The 17,983-nt window shown below is 61.1% G+C and carries 13 protein-coding genes and 1 other RNA gene; 2 read left to right on the top strand and 12 right to left on the bottom strand.

Annotation, left to right across the window (positions count from 1 at the left end):
• Positions 1-187: 187 nt before the first annotated feature.
• From HMPREF2999_RS02195 to HMPREF2999_RS02180, 4 genes are all read right to left on the bottom strand, one after another.
• Positions 188-958: a heme ABC transporter ATP-binding protein gene (locus HMPREF2999_RS02195; protein WP_005509249.1), complete on the bottom strand. Its 771-nt coding sequence runs from the start codon at positions 956-958 to the stop codon at positions 188-190.
• Positions 955-2,034 (bottom strand): FecCD family ABC transporter permease, encoded by a 1,080-nt coding sequence (locus tag HMPREF2999_RS02190; RefSeq protein WP_070675468.1) that lies wholly within the window; start codon positions 2,032-2,034, stop codon positions 955-957. Before HMPREF2999_RS02190 ends, HMPREF2999_RS02195 begins: the two co-directional genes overlap by 4 nt.
• Positions 2,034-3,197 (bottom strand): heme/hemin ABC transporter substrate-binding protein, encoded by a 1,164-nt coding sequence (locus HMPREF2999_RS02185; RefSeq protein ID WP_070675470.1) that lies wholly within the window; start codon positions 3,195-3,197, stop codon positions 2,034-2,036. The genes HMPREF2999_RS02190 and HMPREF2999_RS02185 overlap by 1 nt, the downstream gene beginning before the upstream one ends.
• A 181-nt stretch (positions 3,198-3,378) precedes the next feature.
• The gene (locus tag HMPREF2999_RS02180; protein ID WP_070675472.1) at positions 3,379-5,739 is read right to left on the bottom strand and encodes an HtaA domain-containing protein; all 2,361 of its coding nucleotides are present in this window, start codon (positions 5,737-5,739) and stop codon (positions 3,379-3,381) included.
• Positions 5,740-5,974: 235 nt separating this feature from the next.
• Here HMPREF2999_RS02180 and HMPREF2999_RS02175 point away from each other — a divergent pair, with 235 nt between their 5' ends.
• Positions 5,975-6,637, top strand: a complete 663-nt coding sequence (locus tag HMPREF2999_RS02175) for a biliverdin-producing heme oxygenase (RefSeq protein ID WP_070675474.1) — start codon at positions 5,975-5,977, stop codon at positions 6,635-6,637.
• Positions 6,638-6,761: 124 nt separating this feature from the next.
• Here HMPREF2999_RS02175 and purL read toward each other — a convergent pair whose 3' ends face one another.
• From purL to HMPREF2999_RS02135, 8 genes are all read right to left on the bottom strand, one after another.
• Positions 6,762-9,080 carry a phosphoribosylformylglycinamidine synthase subunit PurL gene (gene purL / locus HMPREF2999_RS02170; protein WP_049338232.1) on the bottom strand — a complete coding sequence of 773 codons (2,319 nt, stop codon included), beginning with the start codon at positions 9,078-9,080 and terminating at the stop codon, positions 6,762-6,764.
• Positions 9,081-9,105: 25 nt separating this feature from the next.
• On the bottom strand, positions 9,106-9,918 hold the full coding sequence (purQ, locus tag HMPREF2999_RS02165) for a phosphoribosylformylglycinamidine synthase subunit PurQ (RefSeq protein WP_005507195.1): 813 nt from the start codon (positions 9,916-9,918) through the stop codon (positions 9,106-9,108).
• Between the two features lie 5 nt (positions 9,919-9,923).
• Complete coding sequence (purS, locus tag HMPREF2999_RS02160) at positions 9,924-10,175, bottom strand: phosphoribosylformylglycinamidine synthase subunit PurS (RefSeq protein ID WP_005507194.1); 252 nt, start codon at positions 10,173-10,175, stop codon at positions 9,924-9,926.
• 207 nt (positions 10,176-10,382) lie between these two features.
• The gene (locus tag HMPREF2999_RS02155) at positions 10,383-11,336 is read right to left on the bottom strand and encodes a 3-methyladenine DNA glycosylase (RefSeq protein ID WP_070675477.1); all 954 of its coding nucleotides are present in this window, start codon (positions 11,334-11,336) and stop codon (positions 10,383-10,385) included.
• Between the two features lie 52 nt (positions 11,337-11,388).
• Positions 11,389-11,850 carry an excisionase family DNA-binding protein gene (locus HMPREF2999_RS02150; RefSeq protein ID WP_070675479.1) on the bottom strand — a complete coding sequence of 154 codons (462 nt, stop codon included), beginning with the start codon at positions 11,848-11,850 and terminating at the stop codon, positions 11,389-11,391.
• Between the two features lie 227 nt (positions 11,851-12,077).
• Positions 12,078-13,373 carry an aspartate kinase gene (locus tag HMPREF2999_RS02145; RefSeq protein WP_070675482.1) on the bottom strand — a complete coding sequence of 432 codons (1,296 nt, stop codon included), beginning with the start codon at positions 13,371-13,373 and terminating at the stop codon, positions 12,078-12,080.
• A 187-nt stretch (positions 13,374-13,560) separates the two neighbouring features.
• Positions 13,561-14,745 (bottom strand): recombination mediator RecR, encoded by a 1,185-nt coding sequence (recR, locus tag HMPREF2999_RS02140; protein ID WP_070675485.1) that lies wholly within the window; start codon positions 14,743-14,745, stop codon positions 13,561-13,563.
• Between the two features lie 223 nt (positions 14,746-14,968).
• A complete protein-coding gene (locus HMPREF2999_RS02135; protein WP_070675487.1) occupies positions 14,969-17,638 on the bottom strand; it encodes a DNA polymerase III subunit gamma and tau in 2,670 nt (889 codons plus the stop codon).
• A gap of 237 nt (positions 17,639-17,875) precedes the next feature.
• Between HMPREF2999_RS02135 and ffs the strand changes: the two genes are divergently transcribed.
• Positions 17,876-17,972: signal recognition particle sRNA small type (gene ffs / locus HMPREF2999_RS02130), an RNA gene on the top strand.
• Positions 17,973-17,983 lie beyond the last annotated feature (11 nt).

Genomic DNA, 17,983 nt, shown 5'->3' with positions numbered 1-17,983 from the left:
AGTGTATCCGTGCAGAAGGGGATAAAGATAATCTCCGCCCTGTAATGAACTGATATTTACAGCCATTCCAGAACGGAGATTTAATATATGCGAATACTGGCATATTTTGAGGTGGAAAGTGTTTGCGGGATGGTTCGCTAACGCCCCGCAAAATCAGCGTGCTAGCAAACTCAATGCTTAGGCAGCCTCAGCGCTCCGGCAGAATCAACAAACGATTCGTCACCGGATGCCTCAACACCTCAATCGGATGCTGATACACCTCAGACAACAACTCTGCCGAACACACCTGCTCAGGGGCGCCCGAAGCAACCACCTCACCACCACGCAACAACACCATACGGTCAGAATACGCAGCCGCTACATCCAAGTCATGAAGCACCGTCAACACCGCAGCACCCTCAGCAGCCAACTCGCGGCTCACCCGCAACGTCTGCTCCTGGTGCGTAATATCCAACGCCGCAGTCGGCTCATCCAAAAGAATCAGCGGAGTCTGCTGAGCAAACACGCGCGCCAAATGCGCACGGCCACTCTCACCACCGGACAGAGTCGTAATATCGCGATCCGACAAATGAGTCACCGACGTACGCTCCATCATCGAAGCAACCACGGCGTCATCCTCTTCAGCGCGCTCCGTGCCCTTCCACGGGGTACGGCCCATCTGAACCACCTCATGCACCGTGTACGAAAACGCCACATTCAACTTCTGCAACAGCATTGCACGCTGACGCGCCATCTGACGGGCAGGAATCGAACCCAGCGGGGTGCCATCCAACAGAATCTCACCGCTACTGGGCGCAATATCACCAGCAATCACACCCAACAGAGTCGACTTACCGGCACCATTAGGACCAATCAGCGACACAACCTCGCCCGCAGCAACCGACAGAGACACATCATTCAAAATCTGACGCCCACCAGCGTTAAAACACACACCGGACAGGCTCAACAACTCACTCACGAAGCACCTCCGCCCTGACCCAGGGAACGACGCAACAACACGAAGAACGTCGGGCCGCCCACCAAAGCCGTAAAAATACCAATCGGCAAATCAGCAAAAGGCACCAGCGTACGCGCGCCCAAATCAGACAGCGCAATCAACAGCGCGCCACCCAACGCCGAAGCCGGCAACAGCACACGATTCGACGGACCCAAAATCATGCGCAACAGGTGAGGAATAATCAGACCAATAAACGCAATAATGCCCGCATACGCCACCGCAGCACCCGTCAACAAAGCCGTCGCCGCAATAGACACCGCACGCAGACGCTCCACGTTCACACCCGAATGCTGCGCCGCACGCTCACCCAACGCCAGAACATCCAGCGAAGAAGCCATCACGAAACACGCCACCAAGCCAATCAGAATGACCGGCCACACGCTCGCAACAGCCTTCCACGTGGCGCCGTTCAGCGAACCCATCTGCCAGAACACAATCTGATCGCGGCTCGTCGTATCAGCAATAAACATGAGGAACGCAATAATCGCATTCGCCACCGCAGTGACCGCAATACCCGTCAAAATCATCGACAGGACCTTCGCACGGCCCGAAGAACGCGATAGGAAATACACCAGCGCAGTAGCCGCCAGCGCACCCACAAACGCAAACGCAGGAGTCGTGAAAATGCCGAAGAACTGCAGGTTCAACACAATCGACAAACACGCGCCAACCGCCGCGCCAGACGAAACACCAATCACGCCCGGCTCAGCCAGCGGGTTACCAAACACCGACTGCATGACCGCGCCGGAAGTACCCAAAGCGGCACCCACCAGCACCCCCAACAGCACACGCGGGAAACGGATATTCCACAGAGTGCTATCCGCCAGCTGCATCGCCGGGTTCTCCGGCGCAAGACCCAGATGGCGGCTCACAGAAGCAACCACCTGATCAATCGGGATGTTGTACTGACCCAAACCCGCAGACAGCACCATCACAGCGCACAGCGCTACCGCCAAAAACGTAAACGTCAGACCGGCACGACGCCGACGCGACGCGCGATAATCCCTCGCGCCCGCCGCACTCTTCACGGCAGCCACTACTGGGCTCCCGTAGGAGTCGAGTACGTAGCCTTAGCCAGCGACAAAAGCACCGCCGGAGTATTCGGACCGTAGGACAGAATCTGGCCGTCACCCATATCGATAATGCGCTTATTCTTACCGGCAGTCGTCTCACCCACACCCGGGCGAGCCAAGAAACCATCCAAACCACCGGTGGACTTAATGCCGCCGCTCATGGTCAGAATGACGTCCGGGTTCAGCTTCACCAGCGCCTCGCTGGTCGCCGGAATAATATTCGTCGCGTTCTGCTCAGAGGCCACATCCTTGCCGCCAATAGCCTGAATCAAATCGTCAGCGCCCGAACCCTTACCGAGCACAAAGAACACGCCAGCGGTACCGCGCACGTACAGGAACGCGAACGACACCTGCTGCTCACCCTTCGGGGCGACGTCCTTGAGCACCTGCAGAGCGTAATCCAGGTCCTTCTGCACGCGGGCAGCAACCTGCTCGCCCGCCTCCGGAACACCCAGCGCCTGCGCCACAGCCTTAAGCTGCGGAATGATCTTATCCATGCGACGCTCATGATCGAAGACCACAACGGTCACACCCGCAGCGCGCAGCTGATCCACAATCTCAATCGGGCCGTTGCTCTTATCCCACAGCACCAGGTCCGGGGAGGTCGCCAGAATCGCCTCAGCGTTCAGGTCGTGACCGTTCTGGGTCACCAGCGGCAGATGAGCCAGCGACTGCTCAGTCGAGGAGGTGACACGACCGACCAGACGACCACCCAGACCCAGCGCAATCATCTGCTGAGCCAGAGTGCCGTACAGGTCCAGCGCCAGCACACGGTCAGCGGACTTAACGGTCACCTCGGTACCGTTGAAATCCTTGAACGTCACGGGGAAAGCCGGAGTGGGGGTATCGACCATCGGCTGAATTTCGGGGGTATCCGCGGCGCTATTGGGGCCGCGCAGAGCCTTCTGATCAGGGGCAATAGAAGAACGCAGCTGATCGGCAAGGTTCTCCAAAACGGTGCGGGTGCTCTGCTCATCCACCACAGCCTGCGAAGTACTTGAAGAAGTAGCCGGGTTCTGAGTACCCACACCGCAAGAGCTCAGCAGAAAAGCGGAAGTGATGGAGAACGCCGCATACTTCATTGCATCGCGGCGGTTCAGGGCAGAAGAAGAAAGGGAAGAAAACATCGTCGTCTCGCAGAAAAAGGGAGTTAGAAAAACTGGGTTGGCGCCGGTGTAAAACCTGGCACCTGAAGCGGGGGTGCAGTGAAAATCTGCACCCCCGCACGGGCCGTGTCGGCTCACCGGTGAACCTTATGGTTGAGTCTCACGGGCGAGCCGGCAGCGTGAGCATCCTCGTGAGGTGCCGTTATGCCTTCTTGCGGCGGCGAGTGTACACGACGGTACCCGCGCCGGCTGCAACAGCGATGAAGCCTGCAACCAGGGTGCCCTCAACACCGGAGGCACCGGTGGAAGCCAGAGGCTTGCCGGTGACCGGGTCGCAACCCTCACCCTCGTAGACGGTCTCGGACACGGTCTTGGTGGTGGTCTTCGCGCCGTTAATCGCCGCGGAGAAGCTCAGCGGAGCCATGTCCTTACCGGCCTCGTAGAAGCCAGCGAACGCCTTCGCGCCCTCAGCGGTCAGGGTGGTTGCCGCACCGTTGACGCTCACAGCGTCAGCGGAGCTCTGCAGACCCGAAAGATCCACCTTCAGCAGTGCCACCTCGCCGTAGTTAGTTGCCTTGCCGGAGGGGTCATTGCTGTTCATGGTTGCGTAGAGAGTGCCGGAATTGCCGTTAATCTCAAGGCGCGGGTTCGCAATGGTGGTGTCCAGAATGCCGTGGTGACCGGTGAAACGAACCGAACCGCTGAAGGAGATGGAACCCTTACCGCCCTTGAAGGTGCCGGTGCCGTTAGACCAGTTGAACGCATCCGAAGAGTAGGAGGTGCCGTTCAGCTCCCAGCTACCGTTCGCGATGCCGCCGCGCACGTAGTTGCGGAAGGAATCACGCACGCCCCAGCCAAGGTTTGCGCTCTTAATGGTGCCGTCGGATGCGCCCTGCTCCTGCACCTCGCGGGTGCGGGTGACGGGTACGCAGACCGGCTGTGCCGGGTTGTTGCTGACAGAACCGTTCGAGGAGGAACCGCCGTTAGAGACGCTGCCGGAGGTGCCTGCCGAACCGTTAGAACCGGAGCCGTTAGCGCCGGAGTTATCGGAGGAGTTCGAGGAGCTGTTATCGGAGGTGTTCGAGGAGCTGTTATCGGAGGAGCCGTTCTCAGAACCCTTGTTATCGGAGCCCTTGTTCTCAGAGATGCGGGGAACCTCAACGGTGTTCTCCGCGGTCTGCTCGCTGAGCTTTACAGAGAAGCTCAGCGGTGCCATGGCGTTGTCAGCACCGCGGTACTGGCCCGCGAAGAGCACGTCGGAGCCTTCATCGGTGAGGGAGACTGCCGCGTTCTGCGCCGAGAAGACGCTGTCCTTCACGCTCGCGCCGGAGAGGTCCACCTCGGCGATAGCCAGGCCGGTCTTAGAAACGGACTTGCCGTCGCGGGTCAGCGCGTCAACATCAGCGACCAGGGTGCCCTTGCCGTTGACGACGACCAGGCGCATGTTCTTGATGGTGCTCTTGAGCTGACCGTTGTGGCCGGTGAACTCTGCGGTGCCCGCGAAGTTGATCTGACCGGTCTTGGTCTCGGGGTTGTACACGCCGGATGCCTGAGTGTACTTGAAGCCGCCAGCTGCGGTCTTCTCCATGCCCTCAACGTTCACGGAGCCGTGCGCGAAGCCGGTCAGGTACTTCAGGAAGGACTCGCGGATATCCCAGCTGAGAGTGCCGGACTCAACGACGTTGCCGGTGACCTTTTCTTCACGCTTGGGCTCGGTGGTTGCGGCGGGGGAGGAGGGGGCCGCGGAGGTGGGAGCTGCGCTCGGTGCTGCAGAAGTGGGCTCTGCAGGCTTGGGTGCCTCGCTGCTGGGCTCTGCGGTCGGCGCAGCAGTCGGCTCGGCGCTGGGTTCAGTGCTGGGCTCAGGGCTCGGCGCGGGTGCTTCCTTGGTCACGATGGTTGCGGAGAAGCCGAGTGCATCCAGCTCCTGACCTGCCTTGTAGAAGCCCGCGAAGGCGCCGGTTGCCTCTTCGGAAAGCTTGACGCGGGTGCCGTTTTCCTCGTCAACGCTGGGCAGGGTGATGGTGTTACCCTCAACCTTCAGACCGGAGGCGTTGAAAGTACCGATGGTCATGTTCTTGGTTTCGACCAGGTCGTTCGGGGTGGTGTTGCCGTTGTAGGGGCGCGACTGAACGTTGGCGCGCACGGTGCCCACGCCGTCCTTAATGGTGACGGAGAGGTCGGAGATGATGACTTCCAGCAGACCGTGGTGAGCGGTGTAGTGAATCGAGGAGCCGGTGAAGGTGACCGAGTATTCGCCGTTGGCTACGGTGCCTTCGGCAGAGGTGAAGTGGTAGGAGCCGTCTTCGTTGGTGGTGACGCCGGTCAGTTCCTGGGAGCCCTGGGAGAAGGCGCCGTTGATGTAGGAGCGGAAGGACTTCTTCAGGCCCCAGTTGACGGTGACGTCCTGCAGGCTCTGCTCTGAGGCTGCGGCTACCTCACCGGCGCTGATGTGGGAGTTGGTTTCAGCTGCGAAGGCTGCGGGTACGCCGGCGACGCCGCTGAGGCCGATGGTTGCTGAAGCCAAGAACGCCCAAGTGCGCTTGGTGAGAGAGGGGGTAGACATTCGGTGTCTCCTTGGATTTTGTGATTGTGGTGTTCGTATCAAGTCTAGACCTATTAGCCTATGTTTGTGTAGGTTAATGGTTGTGGTGACTTGTTCATAAGGTTTACCTTAGCAAATTTTTTATGAGAACTATTGCCAAAACCGGTTTTTGGTGACAATATGTCATTAACAGTTTGGTGACACAGTGTCATCAAAACCTTTATTGTCCACCCACAAGCCACTTTAGGAACTCACCATGACTATTACCACCCCCGAAACCACCCAGGAACGCTTCTCCGCACGCCTGAAGGAAAGCACCAAGCACGTCCACGACAACGCCGAACACTCCACCTTCATGGAAGACCTCATGGGCGGCACCCTCAATACCGAGGCATACCTGCGCCTCATCAACCAGTACGTGCACATCTACGAAGCACTCGAAGCAGTCTCCGAACACTACCGCGCAGAATCCAACCCCATCACCGAACCCTTCACCCACCCCGGCCTCGACCGCGCAGAATACATCCGCGCAGACATCCGCGCCCTCGGCCAGGACGGCGACATCGACGCGCCCCTGCCCGCAACCGCAGAGTACGTAGAGCGCATCCGCGCCACCGTCAACTCCCCCGAACGCTACCTCGCACACCACTACCTGCGCTACCTCGGCGACCTCTCCGGCGGCCAGGCAGTCGCAGCGCTCGTTACCCGCCACTACGGCATCCCCGCCGAAGCGCTGAGCATGTACCGCTTCACCGAACTGCCCAAGCCCAAGGTCTTCAAGGACGGCTACCGCGAACTGCTCGACAACGCACCCCTGACCGACGAACAGCGCGAAGCCCTCATCGAAGAATGCATCGAAGGCTTCCGCATCAACGCCTCCCTGTTCGCGCAGCTGGGCCGCAAGGTCGCCGAGGCATAAACCCAGAACGCCTCAACGCACAACCTCTCACCGCTCAATGCACAAGCCCGCAGGCATAACAAAAGGGGCGGATGCTTTCACAAGCATCCGCCCCTTTCGGCGTTAGTCTCAAACTAGTCGAAAACTAGCCCTTCGCAACCTCACCGAAGTAAGAAGCGAGAGTACCCTCGTGAGCTGCACGCAACTCATCCAGGTCAATGGAAACCTCATCCTGGAAGTCCAGAGCGTTCGACGCAGCATCCACCACACCAATACGTGCGAAGGGGAACTGGCGAGCGGTGCACATATCCTTGAAGCGCACCTCCTCAGAACGCGGAACCGAAACCACAACGCGGCCCAGGGACTCCGAGAACAGCAGAGTGAACAGGTCCACGCCGTCACGCTCAGCAACCTCACCCAGACCAATGCGGGCACCGGTGTTGAAACGCAGGCAAGCCTCCGACAGAGCCGCAGCCAGACCACCAGCAGACACGTCGTGTGCGGCATCAATCATGCCGTCACGAGACATGTTCACCAGCATGTCACCCAGCTGACGCTCCAGAGCCAGATCAACCTTCGGCGGCTGACCGCCCAGGTGGCCCTTGAAACGAGCCCACTCGGAGCCGTCCAGCTCATCGCGAGTGGTACCCAGCAGGTAGATAGCCTGACCGTCATGCTCAGGAGCCCAACCCGAAGGGGTGCGGCGGGTGACGTCATCCATCACGCCCATCATCGCTACCACGGGGGTCGGGTTAATAGCCTTACCACCGGTCTGGTTGTACAGGGACACGTTACCGCCGGTCACCGGAACACCCAGCTCCATGCAGCCATCAGCCAGGCCGCGAACAGCCTCAGCGAACTGCCACATGACGTCCGGATCCTCGGGAGAACCGAAGTTCAGGCAGTCAGACACAGCCACGGGGCGTGCACCAACGGTCGCAACGTTACGGTACGCCTCAGCCAAGGACGCGCGAGCACCCTCGTACGGATCCAAGTAGGTGAAACGCGGGGAGGCGTCGGTCGCCAGAGCAACACCGAGGTTGGTGTTCTCGTCCACGCGCACCACGCCGCCGTCGTCCGGCATGGACAGGGCGGTGTTGCCCTGAACGTAGCGGTCGTACTGGTTGGTGATCCAGGACTTGGAGCACATGTTCGGGGACGCCATGAACGCCTTGATTGCCTCGCCCAGCTCCTTACCGCGCGGGCGGGAATCGTCGGCAGCCGAACCGGTGAAGTGGTTAGCCTGGACGTCATCCTGCCACTCGGGGCGTGCGTAAGGACGCTCGTAGGTCGGGCCGTCGTGCGCGACGGTGCGGGGGTCAACATCCACGATGACCTCGCCGTCCCACTCGATGACCAGGCGGCCAGAGTTGGTGACCTCACCGAGGAAGGAGTACTCCACGCCCCACTTGTTCATGATCGCTTCGAAGCGCTCCACGTTCTCGGGGGAGACAACAGCCATCATGCGTTCCTGAGACTCAGACATCAGAATCTCGCCCGGGGTCAGGGTGGGGTCACGCAGCAGAACCTTGGTCAGGTCAACGTGCATGCCGCCCTCACCGTTAGAAGCCAGCTCGCTGGTTGCACAGGAAATACCCGCAGCACCCAGGTCCTGAATACCCTCAACCACGGAGCCCTTGAACAGCTCCAGGCAGCACTCAATCAGAACCTTCTCAGCGAAGGGGTCGCCCACCTGAACGGCAGGACGCTTCGAGGGCTTGGTGTCATCGAAAGACTCGGACGCCAGCACCGACGCACCGCCGATGCCGTCGCCACCGGTGCGTGCACCGAAGAGGACAACCTTGTTGCCCACGCCCGATGCGTTCGCCAGGCGGATGTCCTCGTGACGCATAATACCCACAGCCAGTGCGTTGACCAGCGGGTTTGCCTGGTAGCAGGAATCGAACTCAACCTCGCCGCCGATGTTCGGCAGACCCAGGGAGTTACCGTAACCACCAATACCGGCAACCACGCCACCAATAACGCGGGCGGTGTCCGGGTGATCAATCGCACCGAAACGCAGCGGATCCATCACAGCAATCGGGCGTGCACCCATCGAAATAATGTCACGCACAATACCGCCCACACCGGTCGCAGCACCCTGGTAGGGCTCCACGTACGAGGGGTGGTTGTGGGACTCAATCTTGAAGGTAACAGCCCAGCCGTCACCAATATCGGTCACACCGGCGTTCTCACCGATACCGACCATCAGGTCCTTCTTCATCTCATCGGTGACCTTCGCACCGAACTGCTTCAGATGAACCTTAGAAGACTTGTAGGAGCAGTGCTCGGACCACATGACCGAGTACATTGCCAGCTCAGCCGCGGTAGGACGGCGACCAAGAATCTCCTTAATATCCTCGAACTCGTTCTCCTTCAGACCCAGTTCAGCCCAGGGGAGTTCGGTGTCCGGGGTTGCCGCCGCGTGCTCGACGGTGTCGAGGTTAAACTGCTTTTCGCTCATAACTTCTTAGAATCCTTGTCGTGCGTTAGCGGGCGTTAATCAGGTTGGCAAGAACGGAGGTGAACACGCCGAGACCATCGGCGCCACCGCGCAGAGAAACTTCACCAAAACCGGAAGAGGAAGGACCGAAGCCAGGCTCCACAGCGTGCTCCGGGTGCGGCATCAGACCGACCACGTTACCGCGCTCATTGCTGATACCAGCAATGTCATTACGGGAACCATTCGGGTTGAAACCAACGTAGCGGAACACCACGCGACCCTCAGCCTCCAGCGCCTCCAGAGTCTTCGGGTCAGCAACATACTGACCGTCCTGGTTCTTCAGAGGGACAACAATCTCCTGGCCAGCAGCGTAATCGCTCGTCCAGGAGGTGGAGTTATTCTCAATGCGCAGAACCTGGTCACGGCAAATGAACTTGCGGTGATCGTTCTTAATCATCGAACCGGGCAGCAGGTGAGACTCAGTCAGAATCTGGAAACCATTGCAAATACCCAGAACAGGCAGGGGAGCGGAACCGGAGGTACCAGCAGCGTTAGCGGCATCAATCACCGAACGCATCACGGGAGCCTTCGCAGCAATAGCGCCAGCACGCAGGTAGTCACCGTAGGAGAAACCGCCAGGAATAATGACGGCATCAACGTTCTTCAAATCAGCGTCGTCGTGCCACAGCTCAACGACGGTACCGCCAGCCAGACGGACAGCACGCGCAGCGTCACGGTCATCCAGGGTGCCGGGGAAAGTCACCACGCCAACGCGTGCATCAGCGAAAGCGGGGTTCGGGGAGTAGCTAGAGAAGTCGCCAACCAGGGGGACTTCAGTGGGTGCGAGGGACTCTGCCATAGGTATTAGTCCTCCAGAACCGAAACGTTCACAACGTCTTCGATGACGGGGTTCGAGAGCAACTCTTCAGCAGCCTTGCGGGCAGCCGCGAGGTGCTCCTCGGTTGCCTCACCCTCGACGGTCAGCTCGAAGCGCTTACCCTGGCGAACATCAACGAAAGAATCAACGCCGATACGGGGCAGCTCGTGAGAAATAGCCTTACCCTGCGGGTCAAGAATTTCGGGCTTGAGCATAACATCAACAACAATACGGGCCATGTGTGGGCACTCCTTGGGTGCGTGGGTTCTGTATGAGCCGTATCTCATTCTACCCCAGTACAGCGGAAAGTGAGATGACGAGACCACCAATTACCAAATAGAGAGCCCCAAGTCACCCTTTTCTCACGCGCTGGGCACCAAACCCACACGCCACAGCGCCAAAAACACAACTGGCCCGCGCCGCCAGCCAGCTATTCACCGCCCAGCCTACTCACTACTTAGCGGCGGCAGGTAGCGCTCGCACACCTGCAGCAGGCGCTCACGCAGCTCAATCGAACGCTCCGACAGCTCACGCTGAATCCGCACGTACTCGGCCTTACCCTCGGTCGTCTCCACCGGAATCGGCTCGTACCCCCAGCTGCGAATATCGTAGGGGGCCGCGCGCATATCCAGTTCGCGCGCATCCCACGCCAGGTCAAAACAATCCATGACTAGAGTCGAATCAACCAGCGGCAGCAACTTATACGCCCACTTGTACACGTCCATATTCGCGTGCAGGCACGCGGGCTGCTCCAGAAAACGCTGGGATTCGCGGGTCGGCTGCAGTTCGTTCATCGGTGCCGCCTGCGGCATGAAGAAACGGAACGCATCAAAGTGCGAGCAGCGGATGCGGTGCTCCTCCACCACGCGGTCCGTACCCTCCGCGCCCAGGCGCAGTTCCAGGTAGTCGTGGCGGATGTTGTTCTCCACTGACTTGTACGCCATCGCCCACTCATGCATGCCGAAGCAACCGAACTGCCCCTTCTTCGCGGCGGTGTTGCGCAGGATCTCGTGGGTGAAGGCGAGGGCGGTAGCGCGGCGCTCCACAAAATCGGTGACGTCCACCGTGACGGCGGAGGCGGCATCCGCCTGGGCGCGCGCCACCTGCGGGGTGCAGCCAGCGTCAAGGAGCTCCTGCTCGGTTGCGGGTCGGTAGAAACGCCAGGAGGTGCGCTCGGGTGCATCCAGCAGAATGACGCCGGCGCCGGGATGCCAGCGCTTGAACTGGCCGGGCTTGAGAGTGTAGTAGGTGAAGAGGAAGTCTTCCACGGGGTGCACTTCGTGGCGGGCGCGACGCTGCGCAAACGGGTCAGCGTAGCGGCCGGCACGCGCCTCATGCGCCGCCTCTGCGGCACGCCATTCGCGGGCATCCATCACCTGGGAAAAAACAACACTACTCATGCTTCTAGCCTAAACGATGCCGCGACAAGGTGTGGCAGGAAGTAAAACTACTTTATTTAGTGAAGACATCAACAAGACCGTGTTCATCCTCGAGTTCCCAGAGCTCTTTGAGAGCTTGCTCCTTCTGAGCAACGGTCTTCTCGAGAAGTCCCTTACGGAAAGCGTCAGCATCCTCGGTGCGGATACGGAAGTGGCTACCCACCTTATGCGCCGGGAGGTCACCAGAGCGAATAGCCTTCATGAGTGTCGGGCGTGAAATACCGATACGCTGCGCCGCAACCGTCGTCGTCAAATCGTGAGGGACAACCTGAACATCGATACTTCGCCCGTTAGCCAGGGCATGCAGGACGTGCTGAATGACCTGGTTGAGGGCATCGCCAAACTGCTGGCTTTCTCGGCCCGAAACGGTCAGCTCAATGGTGGTTTCTTCAGAGTTCTTAAGGATTTCCCGTGCCTCTGCGCGAGCCTGATTGAGGGTATCTTCCTCCAGGGGGTTGGTTAGGGTGGTGGTCATTATCTTCTCCTCGGGGTTGGGCGAATAAGCGTCCGAAGGCACCGCGCCGGTGGAGTGCATATCATTCGGTGAGAGGCTCATCCACAGTTGATACAACCTTACCCCTATCTGAAATAACTGTAAAGCGTTTCAGTTATTTCACCTATACACAGCAAAAGGGAGGGGCGGCGCCGGATCAAACCAGCACCGCCCCTCCCGAAGCGTACAGCTCACAAACGAGCTAAACCCTAGCGGCCAGTACCACCGTAAACAGTAGCCTCACCCTCAGCATCCAGACCGAACGCAGTGTGCACCGCGCGAACAGCCTCATCCAGCTTGCTCAGCTCAGTAATCACCGAAATACGAATCTCAGACGTCGAAATCATGTCAATGTTCACGCCAGCAGCAGACAGAGCCTCAAAGAAAGTGAACGAAACACCCGTGTTAGTCTTCATGCCCGCGCCAACCAGCGACAGCTTACCAACCGACTCGTTGTAAATAACCTCCTGGAAACCCAACTCAGCCTGCGCAGCCTTCAGCGCCTTCAGCGCAGCGTCGCCCTGAGCCTGATCCAGAGTGAAGGAAATATCGGTCACGTTCGGGCGGTCGGTGGGAACGTTCTGAACAATCATGTCCAGGTTTACCTTCGCCTCGTTAATCAGGCCGAACACCTTAGCTGCCGAACCGGGAACATCCGGAACACCAACAACAGTAATCTTTGCGCGGGTGCGATCGTGCGCGACACCAGAAATCAGGGGCTGCTCCAAGGGAATCTCCTTCAGATGGGTGGGGGTCAGTTCCGCGGACTCCTCCGGAACCACAATAGTGCCTTCAAGGTTAGAGAACGAAGAACGCACGTGAAGCTTCAAATTAAAACGACGAGCATACTCAACACTGCGCAGGTGCAGAATCTTCGCACCGTTAGCCGCCATCTCCAGCATTTCCTCGCTGGTGATGGTATCCAGCTTGTGCGCGGTCGGCACGATGCGCGGGTCGGCAGTGAACACGCCGTCCACGTCCGAGTAAATCTCGCACACATCGGCGTTCAGCGCGGCGGCCAGAGCAACGGCGGTCGTATCAGAACCGCCGCGGCCCAGAGTCGTAATATCGCCACTCTGACGGTTCATACCCTGGAAACCAGCAACAATCGCGATATTTCCGGCCTCGACGGACTCACGGATACGCTCCGGGTTGACCTCCACCAGACGCGCAGAACCGTGCACACCGTCAGTAATCATGCCAGCCTGAGAACCAGTGAAAGACTGGGCCTTAGCACCCAGGTCGTTAATAGCCATCGACAGGATGGCAGTCGAAATGCGTTCACCGGCAGTCAGCAGCATGTCCAGCTCACGGGAAGGAGTGACATTGCTGGTGACCTCTGCGGCAAGGTCGAGCAGCTCATCGGTGGTGTCACCCATAGCGGACACCACGACGACCACATCGTTACCTGCCTTCTGAGTGTCCACGACGCGGCGGGCAACGCGCTTTACACCCTCCGCATCCGCTACGGAGGAACCGCCGAACTTTTGGACGATCAGGCTCATAGAATTCTCCAGGTCAGTTACTTGTGTGCTGCCGGCAGACGCCGGCTCCTCATTTATAGTAGACGGCGTTCAGCGCAAGCGGCGAACTGTGCACCCGTATGTATTGCCCCGTGAAATATTACGTAGTATTACACGGTGGTGACGCGGGGTGCGGAGGCGGGCACAGCAAACCTGAGAGGGCTAGTTTTTAGGTCCACGGGTTCACGTACGTGACACCCGGCAGCGGCGGAACGTCCGGCTTCGGGGTGCGCAACGGGGCGTTCTGAATAGTGCGAATCTTCTCCTCATAGTCCGGGGCGCGGAACACCTCCGGCGCATCTTCCGCCTGCTCGGTTGCGGGTGCCTCAGTGGGCTCGGAAGCGGGTTCGGAGGCGGCGCTCGCCGGAGTACCCTCAACGGAGTCTTCGCCCAAGTCAGGGGTTGCTTCTGCCAATTCAGGGGCAGAGCCCGCACCAGAATTGGCAGGGGATCCCTCACGGTGGGATTCCTCGTCACCGGATTCTTCCTCGCCGGATTTCTTGTCGCCTGATTCCTCAGCCTCCTGCAGAACCCGCTCGATCAGCTGCTCATCCACCGTGCCCTGCACACCCTCAGTGGCGGGCGCCTGCGGGGCAGAAACGGCAGAATCCAGGTCATCAAACATGCTCGAATTCCAGCGGCGACGACTCTGCTTCGCCTCCTGAGCCTGAACCTGAGCCGCCTGCTCACGCTCCTGCTCCTCCTCGCGGTTCACGCGCTCAAAATCCTCGGCGGCAGTATGAGCCACCGCTGTGCCCTCGCTAATGACGCGGCGGCCCTCCAGCGCGCGGCCCAGGGTAATCTCGTCCGCGTACTCCAGGTCGCCACCGACCGGAAGACCCGATGCCAGGCGCGACAGACGCACACCCAGCGGCACGAGCATGCGCGAGAGGTAGGTTGCGGTTGCCTCGCCCTCAAGGTTCGGGTCCATCGCCAGAATAATCTCCTGGATACGCTCATCCGCCAGGCGGGACACCAGCTCACGAATACGCAGCTGCTCCGGGCCCACACCCGCCAGCGGGTTAATAGCGCCACCGAGCACATGGTAGCGGCCGGTAAAGGAACGGGTACGCTCAATCGCCACCACATCCTTCGACTCCTCGACCACACACAGCACGGACGGGTCGCGGCGCTCATCACGACAGATGGTGCATAGCTTCGTCTCGGAGACGTTACCGCATTCCTCGCAGAAGCTCACGCTGGTCTTCACCGTGGAAATGGCGTTGGCTAGGCGCGCCATATCGGCAGCATCCGCATTCAGAATGTGAAAAGCGATGCGCTGAGCCGACTTGGGGCCCACGCCCGGCAGGCGGCCGAGCTCGTCAATGAGGTTTTGAACTGCTCCCTCGTACATGGCTTCTCCAATCTGCCGTGGTCCGCGGTGAGTGTCTAGGATACTCCGCGTGGGGGCCGCTTCGGTACCAGTGTGGCCCAACCCCCTGACAGCTTAACGGGGATTCGGGCAGAAAAATGCCCGCCGGCGCCGAAAATTCCTGTCATTTTCGGCGCCGGCGGGTGCGTTGGACGCGTTGGGCGGCTCATCGGAACGACCGGCCAAAACGCGTGCCCTTGGCGGTCTAGCCCTGGTGCAGGGGGCGCTCGTCGATGACGGTGCCGCCGATGATCTTCTCGATGGCCCGCAGGCCGATGAAGGTGCTGTTTTCGACCTTCTCGTCGTCCTCCGAGATGTAGTCCTCCTCGGTCACGACGTGCACGGGCTTCGTGGGCACCACCTCGGATGAGGCGGGCTCGGCGGAAGGCTCAGGCTCGGTAACCGGTTCAGAAGCCGACTCATTGGCCGGCGCCGGGGCCAGAGGACCCGCCGCCAGAGGACCGGCGGCCAGGGGTCCTGCCGCTAGGGGGCCTGCCGCCAGAGGGCCTGCGGGCGCAATCGGCTCAGCCGCGGGAGCCGCCGCCTCGGGGGCCTCGGGCATTGCTTCGGCCGGTTCGTTGTAAGAGGGCTCCGCATCATAGGGCGGCTCGTCCTCGAACGGAGGCTCCTGCGCATCGCTACGACCGGGGGCCTCCTGCGGAACCCCGCTGCCGGAGGCCGCGAAGGAATCGCGCTCGCCAAAGCCGCCGGCCGGAGCATCCGTGCCGGGCTGAGAGAGCGGTCCTGCGTGGGGGCTCGGCTCAGGCTGGGTCGGGGGCACCTGCGCGGGGAAAGGCTCTGCGGGGGAGGGTTCCACGGCGGCCGCGGGCGCAGCCTCCTCGCTCTGCGGGATGGGTGCCACGTCCCAGGCGCCCAGGGGCGCATCCACGCTGGTGGCTGCCGGAGCCGCGGCGTCGTTCACCGGCTGACCGTGGCGACGCCACGCATCCTCACCGCCGCGGGGGCCCTCCGCCAGGGGTGCGGTGGGCTGCTGAGGAGTCGGCGCGGCGGGCTGAGCCTCCCGCTGGGGTACAGGGGCGCCCGGCTTGAGGGGCTCGCCGGGCTTGACGACCTCGGCGTGAATCGTCACGGGGCCGCGCAGGAACTCGCTCACGCGGGCGGTTAGCTCGGGGACGTAGCCCTTGACCGCGCGCAGGGTTGCGATGTCGGCGCGCACGTAGAGCACGGTGCCCTCCATGCGGGCGGGGTAAACCTTCGCCAGCTGCTCCGCGGAACCCGGAACGCTCATTCGGTTAAGGATGGCACGCCAATTGCCCTGGACCGCCGCCAGCGGGTCATTCGGATTAAGCTTCAAAGGCGCTGAGGGCGTACCCTCCGGAGCGGCATCAGCTGCAGGGGAAGCCGGAGCATTAGGTGCCGTCGGGGTGGTACCCGCCAGGGGCGCACCGACCGGAGCGGCAGGAGTCCGAGTCGAAGGTGCCTGCGCTGCCGGGGCCAGGGGCGCAGAGCTAAGCGGACCGCCGGCCAGTGGGGGAGCACTCGCCCCAGCCTGCTGAGAGCCGCCCTGCTGAGCCGCCTCCTGAACCGGGGCGCTAGGAGCCTGCGCGTTAGGCGCCTGAGTCTTAGGGGTCAGGCCTGCCGCAGCCATGCCCGCCGCACGCGCGGCCGACATACCTGCCGGGGCCTGAGAACCAGCCTGAGAACCGGTCTGCACGCTTGCCGGGGCGGAACCACCGGCGGCCACGCGGCGCTCCAACACCTGCAGGCGCGAGGCCAGCGCCGCAACCTCCGCGCCGTTCGCCGAGCCCTCCTCCACCGGCAGAAGCAGGCGGGCGCACAGCAACTCCAGCTGAAGCTGCGGGTTAGCGGTGCCCGTCATACCGTTCAGTGCATCGTTGACGGTTCCCGCCGCCAGGGTCAGTTCGCGCTCGGTCAGCGCCTGAGCCTGAGCGGCCAGGCGCTCCAGCTGATCCTGCGGAACGCCCTGCAGAATCTGCGCGGCCGATTGCGGAACAGCCTTCACCACAATCAAATCGCGCAGACGCTCCAGCAAATCCTCCACAAAACGGCGAGGATCCTGACCGGTTGCCACCACGCGAGACACCGCGCCAAACAGCGTTGACGCCTCCCTGGCGCCCAGCGCCTCTACGACCTCATCCAGCAACTGGGCGTGCGTGTAGCCCAGCAGGGCCACCGCAAGGTCGTACTCAATACCCTTCTCGGAGGACGCACCAGCCATCAGCTGATCAAGAATCGACAGCGAATCACGCACAGAGCCACCACCGGCACGAATCACCAGCTGCAGCACGCCCGGCTCCACCGCCACCTGCTCCTGGTCGCACAGGGACTGCAGATACGGCAAAAGAACCTCCGGCGGCACCAGGCGGAACGGGTAGTGGTGGGTACGCGAACGAATCGTGCCCAGCACCTTATTCGGCTCGGTCGTCGCGAAGATGAACTTCACGTGCTCCGGCGGCTCCTCCACAATCTTCAGCAGGGCGTTAAAGCCCTCGCGGGTGACCATGTGGGCCTCGTCAATAATGAAAATCTTGTAGCGGTCACGCACCGGCGCCAGGGTCGCGCGCTCGCGCAGGTCACGGGCGTGGTCCACACCGCCGTGGCTCGCCGCGTCCATCTCAATCACGTCGAGGGAACCGCCGCCGTCACGCGAAAGCTCACGGCACGAATCGCATACGCCGCACGGGGTGGGGGTCGGGCCCTGCGCGCAGTTCAGGCAGCGCGCCAGAATACGGGCCGAGGTGGTCTTACCGCAGCCGCGCGGTCCGGAGAAAAGGTAGGCGTGGTTGACGCGGTTCTTCTCCAGGGCCGTCATGAGGGGCACGGTAACCTGTTCCTGCCCGATGACCTCGGCGAAGGTCTCGGGGCGGTAACGACGATAAAGGGCAGTGCTCACGGCAACCTCTTAAGCTCGGGGATGCGGATAGGACAGTCCCTACCATTTTAGACGCTTTACCCCGCGCCCGAGCGGCCCGCCGTCACCGCCCGGCGAACCCCCGCCGGAGGTTCGGGTGCGGTGTTTGCACGGGCTCTGTTCAAGGGTGCGCGACCGAGTGCCGCGAGGATGCGCCGGCCCGCAACCACCGCGCGTTCGCCCCGAGTTCCCAACGCGCCAAAAATCCGGTACACTGGTTCTTGCCTCTTACGTGGCGTTATCTTGGAAAACTCCCCCAGGACCGGAAGGTAGCAAGGGTATTCGAGCTATGACGGGTGCGTAAGAGGTTTTTTCATGCCCAAAAAC

Origin of the sequence: Rothia sp. HMSC066H02 (genome assembly GCF_001814995.1) — a bacterium.
Lineage (GTDB): Bacteria > Actinomycetota > Actinomycetes > Actinomycetales > Micrococcaceae > Rothia > Rothia mucilaginosa.
Note: the sequence above shows the minus strand (reverse complement) of the source record. Positions and strands in the feature narration are given on the sequence as shown.